Below are 12041 nucleotides of genomic sequence, written 5' to 3'. Positions count from 1 at the left end.
TCATCCTAGTCCCCCCACCCGCCTCCGCCGCCTACTCCCGCTGCTCCCGGCCGCCCCGGCTGCCACAGCGGACCCGCCCCGTCGATCAGCTCGGGCCCGTTGGCGGAGACGTGACCGACACGACGGTCGGCCTCCACCGTCGTCAGCGAGGTCAGCACCTCCTCCGGCGGCCGCGCGGCCGCCACCGCCCGACGATCACCGTCAGAGCCGTCCAACCAGGTCAGTGCCTCCCGCGGGCCGCCGAGCACCCGCGGCATCCGGTCATGCAACCAGTCGACCGGCGCCACGGACGCGGTGGTCACCATGGTCGCCTCCAGCACACCCCCGGTGGCCCCGGCACCCGCCCGGCAGAGCCCCGCGGCCAGCAGAGGTCCCCGCCCGTCACGGACGCTGACGTAGTACGGCTGCGGGTCCTTCCACTCGTACCACCCGTCCATGACGAACAGGCAGGGGGCCGACCCCCGGAAACTGGACTTGTCGAAGACCGTCTCCCCGCGGGCGTTGAACAGGGTCCGCCCTCCGTCCCAGGGTGCCGGATAGCCCCAGACCGCCGGCCCGAGCGTCACCACGCCGTTGAACCGCCGCAGCACCCCGACGGTGTGCGTCGGGGCGATGTTCCAGCTCGGCGCGACCTTCCGGCCTGCTGCACCTCCGCCGACCGCCCCGACCTGCTCACCGATGAGGCGGGACGTCGCCGCGAGCACCGTCTCGGTGGTACTGAACATCACGTAGCGTCCGCACATGGCACCGAAACTACCTCCATTCGACCACCTGCGACCCACCGCGTGGGATAATGGCGCCCATGACCGCCGAACTGTGGCCTGCCCCCGTGGCCTCATCCCCCGTGTCCGCGACCGTCTCCGTCCCCGGGTCGAAGTCCATCACCAACCGCGCCCTGGTGCTCTCCGCGCTGGCGGACGGCCCGAGCGTGATCGACGGTGCGCTGCGCAGCAGGGACACCGACCTCATGGCGGACGCCCTGCGTGCGATGGGCACATCGGTCACCGTCGACGGCGACACCTTCACCGTCGTGCCCGGTGACCTGCACGGCGCCGAGCTCGCGTGTGGCCTGGCCGGCACCGTCCTGCGGTTCCTGCCCCCAGTCGCCGCCCTGGCCGAGGGCGAGGTCATCTTCACCGCCGACGAGGCCGCGCAGAAGCGGCCGATGGGTGCCACGCTGGATTCCCTCGACGCGCTGGGGGCGCAGGTCACCCGCTCCGGCGACGCCGGACGCCCCCTCCCCTTCCGGGTGACCGGTACGGGGGGCCTGCGCGGTGGTGAGGTCCACATCGACGCCTCCGCGTCGTCCCAGTTCGTCTCCGGGCTGCTGCTCGCCGGGTCGCGGTTCGATGAGGGGGTCACCGTGGTGCACACCGGGACCGCGATCCCGAGCCTGCCGCACGTGGAGATGTCGGTGGAGATGCTGCGTGCCGCCGGCGTCCGCGTCGACGCCGAGTTCAACCGGTGGACGGTGCACCCCGGTACGGTCAAGGGGCATCACTGGGCGGTCGAGCCGGACCTGTCGAACGCGACCCCGTTCCTCGCCGCCGCCGCGGTGACCGGCGGGACCGTCCGGGTGCCCGACTGGCCGGTGACGACGTCCCAGCCCGGTGACCAGTTCCGGGTGATCCTGCAGGACATGGGGGTCGACGTGGAGTACCACACCCACAGTGGCGTCCTCGAGGTCCGCGGCACCGCCGGGCAACCGCTGCGCGGCATCAGCTGGGACCTGCACGACATCGGCGAACTCACCCCCACCGTCGCCGCCCTGTGCGCCCTCGCCGAGGGTCGCAGCCACCTCTACGGTGTCGCCCACCTGCGCGGGCACGAGACCGACCGCCTCGCCGCGCTGCAACGGGAACTCACCGCACTGGGGTGTGGGGTGACGCAGACGGAGGACGGCCTGATCATCGACCCACAGCCGTTGCACGGGGGTGTCTGGCACACGTACGCCGACCACCGTATGGCCACCGCCGGTGCCGTCCTCGGCCTGGTCACCCCGGACGTCCTGGTCGAGGACATCGCCACGACGTCGAAGACCCTGCCGGACTTCGACCGTCGCTGGTCCCAGATGGTCGAGGACTGAGCACACCGATGGCACGTTCCAGCGGCAGGCGGCACTACGACGAGTCCGACATCCGGGTCCGTCCCGGCAAGGGCACCCGACCACGGACCAAGGACCGCCCGGACCACAAGGAAGCCTTGACGGGCATGGTCGTCACCAGGGACCGGGGACGGTGGGGTGTCGTCATCGACGACTCCGCTCCCGACGCCCCTCCCGCGATCTGCATGCGGGCCCGCGAGTTGGGCCGCACACCGGTCGTCGTCGGTGACCGGGTCGCCGTCGTCGGCGACATCTCAGGGCTAGACGGCACCCTGGCACGCATCGTCCGGCTGGAGGACCGGTCCACCGTACTGCGGCGTACCGCCGACGACACCGACCCCTATGAACGTATCGTCGTCGCCAACGCGGACCAGCTGCTCATCGTCACCGCCGTGGCCGACCCGCCTCCCCGGTCAGGGTTCGTCGAGCGCGCACTCATCGCCGCCTTCGTCGGCGGTCTGCGTCCGGTGCTGTGCCTGACCAAGTCGGACCTGGCTGACCCGACCGCCTTCGCCGCGGAGTTCGAGGCGCTCGACGTCGAGGTGATCTTCGGCGGCGTGGACGATCCGCTCACCCCGGTGACCGACGTCGTCGACGGTCACCTCACCGCGCTGATCGGTCACTCCGGTGTCGGGAAGTCCACCCTGGTCAACAGACTCGTGCCCGGCGCGGGCCGGGAGACCGGGGTGGTGTCGGGTGTCGGCAAGGGGCGTCACACCTCGACCCAGTCGGTGGCGCTGCGACTGCCGGGGGACGCCGACGCCGGCTGGATCGTGGACACCCCGGGCATCCGCAGCTTCGGCCTGGCGCACGTCGACCCCGACACGGTGATCGGTGTCTTCGAGGATCTGGGGAGCGTCATCGAGGACTGTCCCCGGGGCTGCACCCACGCCGGCCCCCCTGCCGACCCCGAGTGTGCACTCGACACCCTGACCGGGGCGAGTGCCCGCCGCGTGACCGCGGTGCGCACCCTCCTGGCGGCACTGCGCAGCAACAACGAGTGGGAGATGTAGCCGACGTCGGTGCGGTCATGACCGGTCCTCGGCGGACCGCGTCCAGCAACGGAACGAATACCAGTCTATTTATATTAATTCAAAGTTGTGAAGGTTAAAAAATGGCGGTACGGTGACGTCATGCGCACAGAACCGACGACACCGTGGCCCGAGCAGGTGAGACAGCTGGGCCTCCGCGCGACCCCCGGCAGGGTCGCGTCCCTGCAGTACCTGCACGACCATCCGCACAGTACGGCGGCACAGGTCCACGCCGGTATCGCCGCGGAGCTTCCCACGGTCTCCATGCAGTCCGTCCACAACGTCGTCAACGATCTGAGCGCGCGCGGCCTTCTTCGCCGCATCGACCTCCCGGGATCCGGCGCCGCCCGCTTCGAGACCAACAGGGAGGACAACCACCACCACATACAGTGCGTGGTGTGTGGCCGACTCGAGGACGTCGAATGCGTCGTCGGACACGCACCCTGCCTGACCCCGGCCGACGGGCACGGCATGCACACCGTCCTGTCCGCCGAGGTCATGTTCCGCGCTGTCTGCCAGGACTGTGCGGCTGACACCCCTGCAGCGAACCCAGATTCCCCGATCCACACTCAGGAGAAGAACGATGACTGACCCCATGTCCGGCTGCCCCGTCGCCCACGGAGGCACCACCCCGCAAGGCGGCCACGCACCCCAGGAAGCCCAGGCCGAGCGCAACGAGGCCCAAGGCTCACGCCTCCCTCTCCCGACCGAGGGCAGCGCCAATCAGCGCTGGTGGCCGAAGCGCCTGAACGTCCGCCTGCTGGCACACAACCCCCAGGAGATCCGGCCCACCGCCGCCGGCTTCGACTACGCTGCGGCGTTCAACGAGCTTGACCTCCCCCAGGTCAAGAAGGACATCGAGGACGTCCTCACCACCTCACAGTCCTGGTGGCCGGCAGACTTCGGGCACTACGGTCCCCTCATCATCCGGATGGCCTGGCACTCCGCGGGCACCTACCGCTCGCACGACGGCCGCGGTGGCGGCGGCGCAGGCCAGCAGCGCTTCGCACCCTTGAACAGCTGGCCGGACAACGTCGGCCTCGACAAGGCGCGACGGGTCCTCTGGCCGGTGAAGAAGAAGTACGGTCAGAACCTCTCCTGGGGCGACCTGATGATCCTCGCCGGCAACGTCGCCCTGGAGTCCATGGGCTTCGAGACCTTCGGCTACAGCGGTGGCCGTGAGGACGTCTGGGAGCCGGAGGACGTCTACTGGGGTTCTGAGACCGACTGGCTCGGCACCGACGCACGGTACAGCGGGACCAACGACACCTCCCGTGACCTGCAGAAGCCCTTCGGCGCCACGACCATGGGCCTGATCTACGTCAACCCGGAGGGCCCGGAGGGCAACCCCGACCCGGCCGCCGCGGCCCACGACATCCGTGAGACCTTCGGGCGCATGGGGATGGACGACGAGGAGACCGTCGCCCTCATCGCCGGTGGCCACACCTTCGGCAAGACCCACGGCGCGGCACCGGACAACGAGGACAACGTCGGAGCCGACCCCGAGGAGGCTCCGCTGGAGCGGCAGGGACTCGGCTGGAAGAACAACCACGGCACCGGCAAGGGAGACGACCAGATCACGTCCGGTCTCGAGGTCACCTGGACCTACCACCCGACCCGGTGGGACAACGAGTTCTTCCACATCCTCTTCGCCTACGAGTGGGAGCTCACCAAGGGAGAGGGCGGGCACTTCCACTGGCGCCCGACCGACGGAGGCGGCGAGGACATGGTCCCGATGGCTCACTCCTCGGGACGTCGTGAGCCGCGCATGCTGACCACCGACATCTCACTGCGTGTCGACCCCGCCTACGAGAAGATCTCGCGTCGTTTCAAGGACGACCAGAACGCCCTCAACGACGCCTTCGCCCGCGCCTGGTTCAAGCTGACCCACCGCGACATGGGGCCGAAGTCCCGCTACCTCGGCCCGGAGGTCCCCTCCGAGGACCTCATCTGGCAGGACCCCCTGCCCGAGGCCGAGGGGGAGACCGTCACCGCCGCGGACGTCGACGCCCTCAAGAAGTCCGTCCTGGACTCCGGGCTCAGCGTCTCCCAGCTGGTGAAGACCACCTGGGCGGCGGCGTCCACCTACCGGGGCACCGACTTCCGCGGTGGCGTCAACGGCGCCCGGATCCGACTCGAACCGCAGCGCAGCTGGGAAGCCAACGAGCCCGCCCAGCTCGCCGAGGTGCTCACCGCCCTCGAGTCCATCCGCAGCGACTTCAACGAGAACAACGCCCCCCGGCACCTGTCTCTCTCCGACCTGATCGTCCTGGCCGGCAATGCCGCGGTCGAGAAGGCCGCCGCCGACGCCGGTACCGCCGCCTCAGTGCCCTTCACCCCGGGCCGCGTCGACGCCACGCAGGAGCAGACCGACGTGGAGAACTTCGGGTACCTCGAGCCGCAGGCCGACGGGTTCCGCAACTACCAGAGCGCCGACCTGTCCGTGCCCGCCGAGCACCTGCTCATCGACAAGGCCGACCTGCTGGGACTGACCTCACCCCAGATGACGGTACTGGTCGGCGGGCTGCGTGCCCTCGGCGCCACCTACGGCGGATCCGAGCACGGTGTGCTCACCGAGCGCCCCGGTGTGCTGACCACCGACTTCTTCGTCAACCTGCTGGAGCTCGGCAACGACTGGGTCGCCACTGACGCGGACGCCACCGTCTTCCGCTGCACCGACGCGGAGACCGGGGAGCAGAAGTGGACGGGCACCCGGGCCGACCTCGTCTTCGCCTCGAACTCCGAGCTGCGCGCCCAGGCCGAGGTCTACGCCAGCGACGACGCGGAAGAGAAGTTCATCGCCGACTTCATCGCCGCCTGGACGAAGGTCACCGAGGCGGACCGCTTCGACCTGCACCGCTGACCCACGGGGACACCTCAGGCCCGCCCCCGCCGGTGGTTCCGGCGGGGGCGGGCCTGTTCCCTACAGCAGGTCGACGAGCACCCCGAGTTCGCGGGAGTCGTACCAGCTCATCAAATTGTCCTCGCAGTCGCCGAGGGTGATCTCGGCGTCGTCGTCGCCGAGATCGGCGGCGTCGACCGCCTCGATCGCCGCCGCGGTCGCCGGCTCGTTGCCTTCGTCGTCCACGTGGATCGCCGCCAGATCCTCGGCCGTGACGACCGGCGGGGCCAGCCGTACGACGGACTCGCCCTTCTCCGGCTCCGGGGTGACGGCACTGTCCTCCACGTCGACGGACACGACGACACGACGGTGCGGGAACCGTTCCTCGTCCCCGACGCCCAGCAGGCGCAGCGACGCCCGGGCAGCCTCCAGGAAGGCCGCGTAGGACATCTCCTCGTCGTCCCCGGCCGTGTAATACTCCCGCAGCGCGGGTGTCAGGGCGAAACCGATCCCGGAACGCACCGGCATCTGCCCGTCCCTCGCGAGGGTGCCGAGCATGTCGAAGGTCGCGGGCACGAAGACACGCATCCTAGTACGTCCCTTCCAGCCCGAGCAGCCCCGAGATCTCCACGATCGCGCGGTCGAACTGCTGGTAGTACACACCGATCAGACCGGACTCGACAGCGCCCTTGACGTTGAGGATCGAGTCATCCACCAGGATGCAGTCGCTGACGTCGACCTCGAGCCGGTCAGCGGTGATCATGAAGATCTCCGGGTCCGGCTTGTCCACCCCGACCTCACCGGACAGCACCACCGTGTCGACGTACCCGGCCTCCTGCCAGGTGCGGATCGGGTCCGCGCCGGGGCCGCCCGGGTCATTGGAGAGGATCGCCGTTCCATAGCCCGCGTCCTTCGCCGCGGTGAGGACCTTGCGCCAACGGCGACGGTCCTCCTCCGCTCCGTCGAGGACGCCACAGTAGTCCACAATCAATGCTCGCATACCCCACATTGTGCCACGCTGGGCACTATCATCGTCGAGCATGGGGGCTGTACCGGGGAACACCGACGACAAGACAAACGCCGCACCTGCGCGGACGCGCTACCACGCCGTGCCGGGACTGGTCTATCTCCGCCGTCCGGGGCCGGTGGAGAGACCGGTCAGGTCGGGTACCGGCGCGCCGGCGACGGCGTCACCAGCCGAACCGGGGCATACGCCCGACGGTGTGCCCGACGCGGCGGCCGTCCGCTCCCGGGTCGCCATGCTCGTCGGCGTCTGGCTGGAGGTCCTCGACGGTCGACGACCGGTGTCCGTCCTACGCAAAGGACCGTTCTCACCCCGGGTGTCGGAGGACCTTCGCGGCAGGCTCCGTGACACCCGTCCCCTCCCCGGTACCCCGTCGACGCGCACGGTGTCACGTGTGTTGAGCGTCCACCTGCCGCCCACCCACCCGGAGCGGCTCACCTTCACCGCCAGTGTCGCGCACGGCACCAGGGTCCGTGCCGTGGCCGGTCACCTCTCCCGCTACGACGGACGTTGGCGGGTGGAGACCATGAACCTGATCTGACCTAGCCGCCGATGATGGTCTTCGGCACCGACTTCTGCTGCTCCTGCTCCTGCGAGGTGCGGGTGTCCGCCGGGTCGTCCACGGTCAACGGGCCCTCCGCCTGCTCCGGCTCCTTCGCCTTGAGCTGCTTGCGCACGAGGAAGAGCTGACGGATCGTCTCCTCCTTGATGCCGTCGTTCATCCGGCCGAACATGTCGCCGCCCTCACGCTGGTACTCGACCAGCGGATCGCGCTGCGCCATCGCACGCAGGCCGATGCCTTCCTTGAGGTAGTCCATCTCGTAGAGGTGCTCGCGCCACTTCTGGTCGACGACGTTGAGCACCACGCCGCGTTCCATGCCGCGCATCTGCTCCTCACCACCGACGGAGGTGACGGACTCCTCCAGCTCGTCGTAGAGCCTGTGGGCGTCCTCCTGCAGTGCCCGCAGCAGCTGCGAGGCGGTCAGCTCCCCGGCGGAACCGTAGTCGGTGCCGTCGATCAGCTCGGTGGAGGTCACCGACGGCCCGTAGAGCGCGTCCAGTGCGGACCACAGCTCGCCGAGGTCCCAGTCCTCCACGTAGCCCTCGGCGGTCGCCCCGTCGACGTAGGCGGCGATGGTGTCGTCCATCATGGTGCGCACGTTGGCGGCGATGTCCTCGCCCTCGAGGATCTGACGGCGTTCGCGGTAGATGACCTTGCGCTGCTCGTTGAGGACCTCGTCGTACTTCAGGACGTTCTTGCGCATCTCGAAGTTGGAGTTCTCCACCTGGGACTGCGCACCCTTGATGGCGTTGGTGACCATCTTCGAGTCGATGGGCATGTCGTCCGGCACGTTGAGCCGGGTCATGAGGTTCTCCATCGTCTGTCCGACGAACCGGGTCATCAGGTCGTCCCTCATCGACAGGTAGAACCGCGTCTCGCCCGGGTCACCCTGACGGGCGGAACGGCCGCGCAACTGGTTGTCGATACGACGGGACTCGTGACGCTCGGTGGCCAGGACGTAGAGCCCGCCGACCTCGCAGACCTTCTCCGCCTCCTGCTTCGACTTCTCACGGGCCTTGACGATCTCCTCGTCCCAGGCCTCCTGGTACGCCTCCGGGTCCTCGACCGGGTCGAGGCCACGTTCACGCAGCGTGAGGTCACAGATGATGTCCGGGTTGCCACCGAGCACGATGTCGGTACCGCGACCCGCCATGTTCGTCGCCACGGTGACGGCCTTGAGCCGGCCCGCCTGGGCGACGAACTCGGCCTCCTTCTCGTGCTGCTTGGCGTTGAGGACGTTGTGCCGGATGTGACGGGCCTGCAGCAGCTTCGACAGGTACTCGGAACGCTCCACCGAGGTGGTGCCCACCAGCACGGGCTGGCCCTTCTCCACCCGCTCGGCGATGTCGTCGGCGACGGCCTCGAACTTCGCCTCCTGGGTCTTGTACACCAGGTCGATGTTGTCGTGGCGTTGGTTGGGCTTGTTTGTGGGGATCGCTGCGACGTCGAGCTTGTAGATCGACTTCAGCTCCGCGGCCTCCGTCTCGGCCGTACCGGTCATACCGGCGAGCTTGTCGTACAGGCGGAAGTAGTTCTGCAGTGTCACCGTGGCGAGGGTCTGGTTCTCGTTCTTGATCTCCACACCCTCCTTCGCCTCGATGGCCTGGTGCATGCCCTCGTTGTACCGGCGTCCGTCGAGGATGCGGCCGGTGAACTCGTCGACGATGACGACCTCGCCCTTACGGACGATGTAGTCCTTGTCCTTGGTGAACAGCTCCTTGGCCTTGATGGCGTTGTTCAGGTAGCTGACCAGCTGGGAATGCTCCGGGGAGTAGAGGTTGTCGATGCCGAGCTGATCCTCGACGAACTCGACGCCCTCCTCCTTGACCCCCACGGTCTTCTTCTTGGGGTCGACCTCGTAGTGGATGTCCAGGGTCATCTTCGGCACGATGCGTGCGAAGGCCGTGAACCACTGGGACGACCCGGACACCGGACCGGAGATGATCAGCGGGGTCCGGGCCTCGTCGATGAGGATCGAGTCGACCTCGTCGACGATGGCGTAGTTGTGGCTGGTGTCCCGACGCTGTACGAGGTCGTCGAGGGAATGCGCCATGTTGTCGCGCAGGTAGTCGAAACCGAACTCGTTGTTCGTGCCGTAGGTGACGTCGGCGGCGTAGGCCTTGCGGCGCTCCGCCGGGCGCTTGCCGGCCAAGATCACGTCGGTCTCCAGCCCGAGGAAGCGGTGGACACGACCCATCCACTCCGAGTCACGACGCGCGAGGTAGTCGTTGACCGTGACGACGTGCACGCCCTTGCCGGAGAGTCCGTTGAGGTAGGCGGGGAGCACACAGGTCAGGGTCTTGCCCTCACCGGTCTTCATCTCGGCGACGTACCCCCAGTGCAGAGCCGCCCCGCCCATGATCTGCACCTTGTAGTGCTTCTGTCCCAGGACACGCCACGACGCCTCGCGAGCGGTGGCGAAGGCGTCGAGGAGGATGTCGTCGAGTTCGTCGCCCTTCTCCAGCCTCGCCCGGAATTCAGCGGTCTTGCCCTGCAGTTCCTCGTCCGAGAGGGCGGCGTACTCGTCCTCCTTGGCGATGACCTGGTCGGCCACCGCGGACAGTCGCTTGACGGCGCGGCCTTCGCCGAGTCGGAGAATCTTCGAAAGTCCTAGCACGTGCTGCTCGTCCCTTACCTTGTGTTGCACCTGTGGGGTTCTTGCTGACGTTCTTGCTCACGCTCTCACCGGCTGCGACGGCAACCGAACGAGATCAGTCATTCAGTCTACCTCCGCCACGGTGGCTTGCACAGCAGCAGAATCCCACGGTACCTGTGACCACCCCGGCACAGCCGACGCCCCGGGGACGCGAGGTCCCCGGGGCGTCGGTCGGTTCAGGTGACGGCCCGCCTACTCCGCCTCACCGGTGAGGGCGATCAGACCGTAGTCGTAGGCACGACGGCGGTACACCACCGACGGCCGCCCGGTCGCCTCGTTGACGAAGAGGTAGAAGTCATGCCCCACCAGCTCCATTTCACTCAGCGCGTCATCCACACTGATCGGGGTGGCCGGGTGCTCCTTTTCACGGACGACCCGACCGGGCTGGAACTGCTCGGCGTAGGGGTCCACATCGAACGGACCGGGTTCCGACGCCGCCTGTTCCTCCGCCTCCTGGACCAGATCGGCCGTGGCCTCGCCCACGGAGACCGGCGCACGGTGGCCCGAGCGGGAGATCTTACGGCGTGCCTTGACCTTGCGCAGGGACCGTTCCATCTTGGCGATGGCCGCCTCCAGGGCCGCGTAGAAGGAGTCCTCCTTCGCTTCGGCCCGGGCGATGTGGCCCTTGCCGGTGGCGGTGATCTGGATGCGGTCGGACTCGTCCGCACGACGCGGGTTGCGCTCGTGCTGGAGTTCCACGTGGAAGTAGGTGAGCGTCGGATCGAGCCGTTCGACCTTGGCGAGTTTCGCGTTCACCCGCTCGGCGAAATGCTCGGGAATCTCCACGTTACGGCCGGTGATCTCCACCTGTGCCTCCGGAGCAGCACCCTCTGCCGTGATGTCCTGCTGGTTCTGGACGGTCATACTCATCCTCCCGGTCTCCGCGCCGCCTGTCACCGGTGAACGGGATTGTCCACCGACTACCTACTGGCGACATCTTCCCTCCCGATAGTACCGACGTTGCCCCGGCACGGGGCGGGGCCACCGGCGCCTGCCCCTGCCACCTACCCCCAACCGACGCGGCCTCACCGTCCGAGCTGGTCAGAGTGGCACAGACAGGTTCGCACGTGATCAGGCCCGCGCAATCACCACCCCGGCACGGACCGCCACCCCGCGAGCCGCCAGGGCCGCCGCGAACCCGTTCAGCGTCGCCCCCGTGGTGCTGACATCGTCGACGATGCAGGCGGTCGCTCCCGGTGTCCGCAGGATCCGGACGGCGGTCCGCAGTTCCGCGGCATCGACACGCAGGTTCGCGGCGATGTTGGACGCCCGTTCCCTCCGTCCCAGCCCGACCGAGTCACGGGTCCCCGGTGCCAACGTCGCCGCCGCCACCACGTGAGCCCCTGCCCCGAGCTGCCGTCCGGCGACACCGGCGGTACGGCGCACGATGCACCCACCCCGGTTCTTCGCCGCCCGCCCGGTCGTCGGCGCAGGCAGCAGGACCAGCGGCGCCAACCTCGGGTCGGTCAACAGACCAACGCCCACCAGATGACGCACCGTCCCCGCCACCACAGCGCCGGCGACCCTGACGGCATCGGGACGCCGCTGGTCCTTCGCCGCCAGGACGACCCCGCGGTGGGCACCCCCGTACGCCCCCGCCGCGAACACCGGCGGAGCCGCCGTGCCCGCCACCCGGGACGGCACCTGCCGCAGGTCCCGGGCGCACTGCCGGCACAACGCGAGCCCGTCGACGGCCCGGGCCACCTCGACCCGCGCGCACGCCACACAGTCGTCACGCCACACCAGCCCCGCGAGCTCCCCCACCTGTACACCGCCCACGCTCCTGTCCCCTCCCCCTCGTCCGCCCCGTCCGCCCCGTCCG

11 protein-coding genes are annotated in these 12041 nt (G+C 68.8%); 5 read left to right on the top strand and 6 right to left on the bottom strand.

Features of this window, described 5'->3' with window-relative positions:
• Window positions 1-5: 5 nt before the first annotated feature.
• Window positions 6-743: an SOS response-associated peptidase gene (locus PQI66_RS07855; RefSeq protein WP_339997278.1), complete on the bottom strand. Its 738-nt coding sequence runs from the start codon at window positions 741-743 to the stop codon at window positions 6-8.
• A gap of 59 nt (window positions 744-802) precedes the next feature.
• On the opposite strand from PQI66_RS07855, the gene aroA reads away from it, so the two are divergent.
• The 4 genes from aroA to katG all read left to right on the top strand — a co-directional run bounded on the left by aroA (window position 803) and on the right by katG (window position 5998).
• Entirely contained in the window at window positions 803-2086 is a 1284-nt protein-coding gene (gene aroA, locus PQI66_RS07850) for a 3-phosphoshikimate 1-carboxyvinyltransferase (protein ID WP_339997276.1), read from the top strand.
• 8 nt (window positions 2087-2094) lie between these two features.
• Window positions 2095-3117: a ribosome small subunit-dependent GTPase A gene (gene rsgA / locus PQI66_RS07845; protein ID WP_339997275.1), complete on the top strand. Its 1023-nt coding sequence runs from the start codon at window positions 2095-2097 to the stop codon at window positions 3115-3117.
• 120 nt (window positions 3118-3237) lie between these two features.
• Complete coding sequence (locus PQI66_RS07840; protein WP_339997273.1) at window positions 3238-3726, top strand: Fur family transcriptional regulator; 489 nt, start codon at window positions 3238-3240, stop codon at window positions 3724-3726.
• A complete protein-coding gene (katG, locus tag PQI66_RS07835; protein WP_339997272.1) occupies window positions 3719-5998 on the top strand; it encodes a catalase/peroxidase HPI in 2280 nt (759 codons plus the stop codon). The genes PQI66_RS07840 and katG overlap by 8 nt, the downstream gene beginning before the upstream one ends.
• 60 nt (window positions 5999-6058) lie before the next feature.
• On the opposite strand, the gene PQI66_RS07830 is transcribed toward katG, so the two are convergent.
• Window positions 6059-6565 (bottom strand): DUF6912 family protein, encoded by a 507-nt coding sequence (locus tag PQI66_RS07830; RefSeq protein WP_339997271.1) that lies wholly within the window; start codon window positions 6563-6565, stop codon window positions 6059-6061.
• A gap of 1 nt (window position 6566) precedes the next feature.
• Window positions 6567-6977 carry an HAD family hydrolase gene (locus PQI66_RS07825; protein WP_339997270.1) on the bottom strand — a complete coding sequence of 137 codons (411 nt, stop codon included), beginning with the start codon at window positions 6975-6977 and terminating at the stop codon, window positions 6567-6569.
• Window positions 6978-7017: 40 nt separating this feature from the next.
• On the opposite strand from PQI66_RS07825, the gene PQI66_RS07820 reads away from it, so the two are divergent.
• Window positions 7018-7542 carry an Rv3235 family protein gene (locus PQI66_RS07820; RefSeq protein WP_339997268.1) on the top strand — a complete coding sequence of 175 codons (525 nt, stop codon included), beginning with the start codon at window positions 7018-7020 and terminating at the stop codon, window positions 7540-7542.
• Between the two features lies 1 nt (window position 7543).
• Here the strand turns inward: PQI66_RS07820 and secA are convergent, their stop codons facing one another.
• From secA to PQI66_RS07805, 3 genes are all read right to left on the bottom strand, one after another.
• Window positions 7544-10180, bottom strand: coding sequence for a preprotein translocase subunit SecA (secA, locus tag PQI66_RS07815; protein WP_339997267.1), 2637 nt, complete (start codon window positions 10178-10180; stop codon window positions 7544-7546).
• A gap of 231 nt (window positions 10181-10411) precedes the next feature.
• Window positions 10412-11083: a ribosome hibernation-promoting factor, HPF/YfiA family gene (hpf, locus tag PQI66_RS07810; protein ID WP_339997266.1), complete on the bottom strand. Its 672-nt coding sequence runs from the start codon at window positions 11081-11083 to the stop codon at window positions 10412-10414.
• Between the two features lie 207 nt (window positions 11084-11290).
• Window positions 11291-11998, bottom strand: a complete 708-nt coding sequence (locus PQI66_RS07805) for a ComF family protein (protein WP_339997264.1) — start codon at window positions 11996-11998, stop codon at window positions 11291-11293.
• Window positions 11999-12041: the final 43 nt, after the last annotated feature.

This window comes from Corynebacterium sp. USCH3 (genome assembly GCF_037619475.1).
In the GTDB taxonomy this organism is placed as follows: Bacteria; Actinomycetota; Actinomycetes; order Mycobacteriales; family Mycobacteriaceae; genus Corynebacterium.
Note: the sequence above shows the minus strand (reverse complement) of the source record. Positions and strands in the feature narration are given on the sequence as shown.

Coding starts and splice junctions, on each gene's coding strand:
- PQI66_RS07855 (WP_339997278.1), bottom strand. CDS start 743: ATGTGCGGACGCTACGTGATGTTCAGTACCACCGAGACGGTGCTCGCG.
- aroA (WP_339997276.1), top strand. CDS start 803: ATGACCGCCGAACTGTGGCCTGCCCCCGTGGCCTCATCCCCCGTGTCC.
- rsgA (WP_339997275.1), top strand. CDS start 2,095: ATGGCACGTTCCAGCGGCAGGCGGCACTACGACGAGTCCGACATCCGG.
- PQI66_RS07840 (WP_339997273.1), top strand. CDS start 3,238: ATGCGCACAGAACCGACGACACCGTGGCCCGAGCAGGTGAGACAGCTG.
- katG (WP_339997272.1), top strand. CDS start 3,719: ATGACTGACCCCATGTCCGGCTGCCCCGTCGCCCACGGAGGCACCACC.
- PQI66_RS07830 (WP_339997271.1), bottom strand. CDS start 6,565: ATGCGTGTCTTCGTGCCCGCGACCTTCGACATGCTCGGCACCCTCGCG.
- PQI66_RS07825 (WP_339997270.1), bottom strand. CDS start 6,977: ATGCGAGCATTGATTGTGGACTACTGTGGCGTCCTCGACGGAGCGGAG.
- PQI66_RS07820 (WP_339997268.1), top strand. CDS start 7,018: ATGGGGGCTGTACCGGGGAACACCGACGACAAGACAAACGCCGCACCT.
- hpf (WP_339997266.1), bottom strand. CDS start 11,083: ATGACCGTCCAGAACCAGCAGGACATCACGGCAGAGGGTGCTGCTCCG.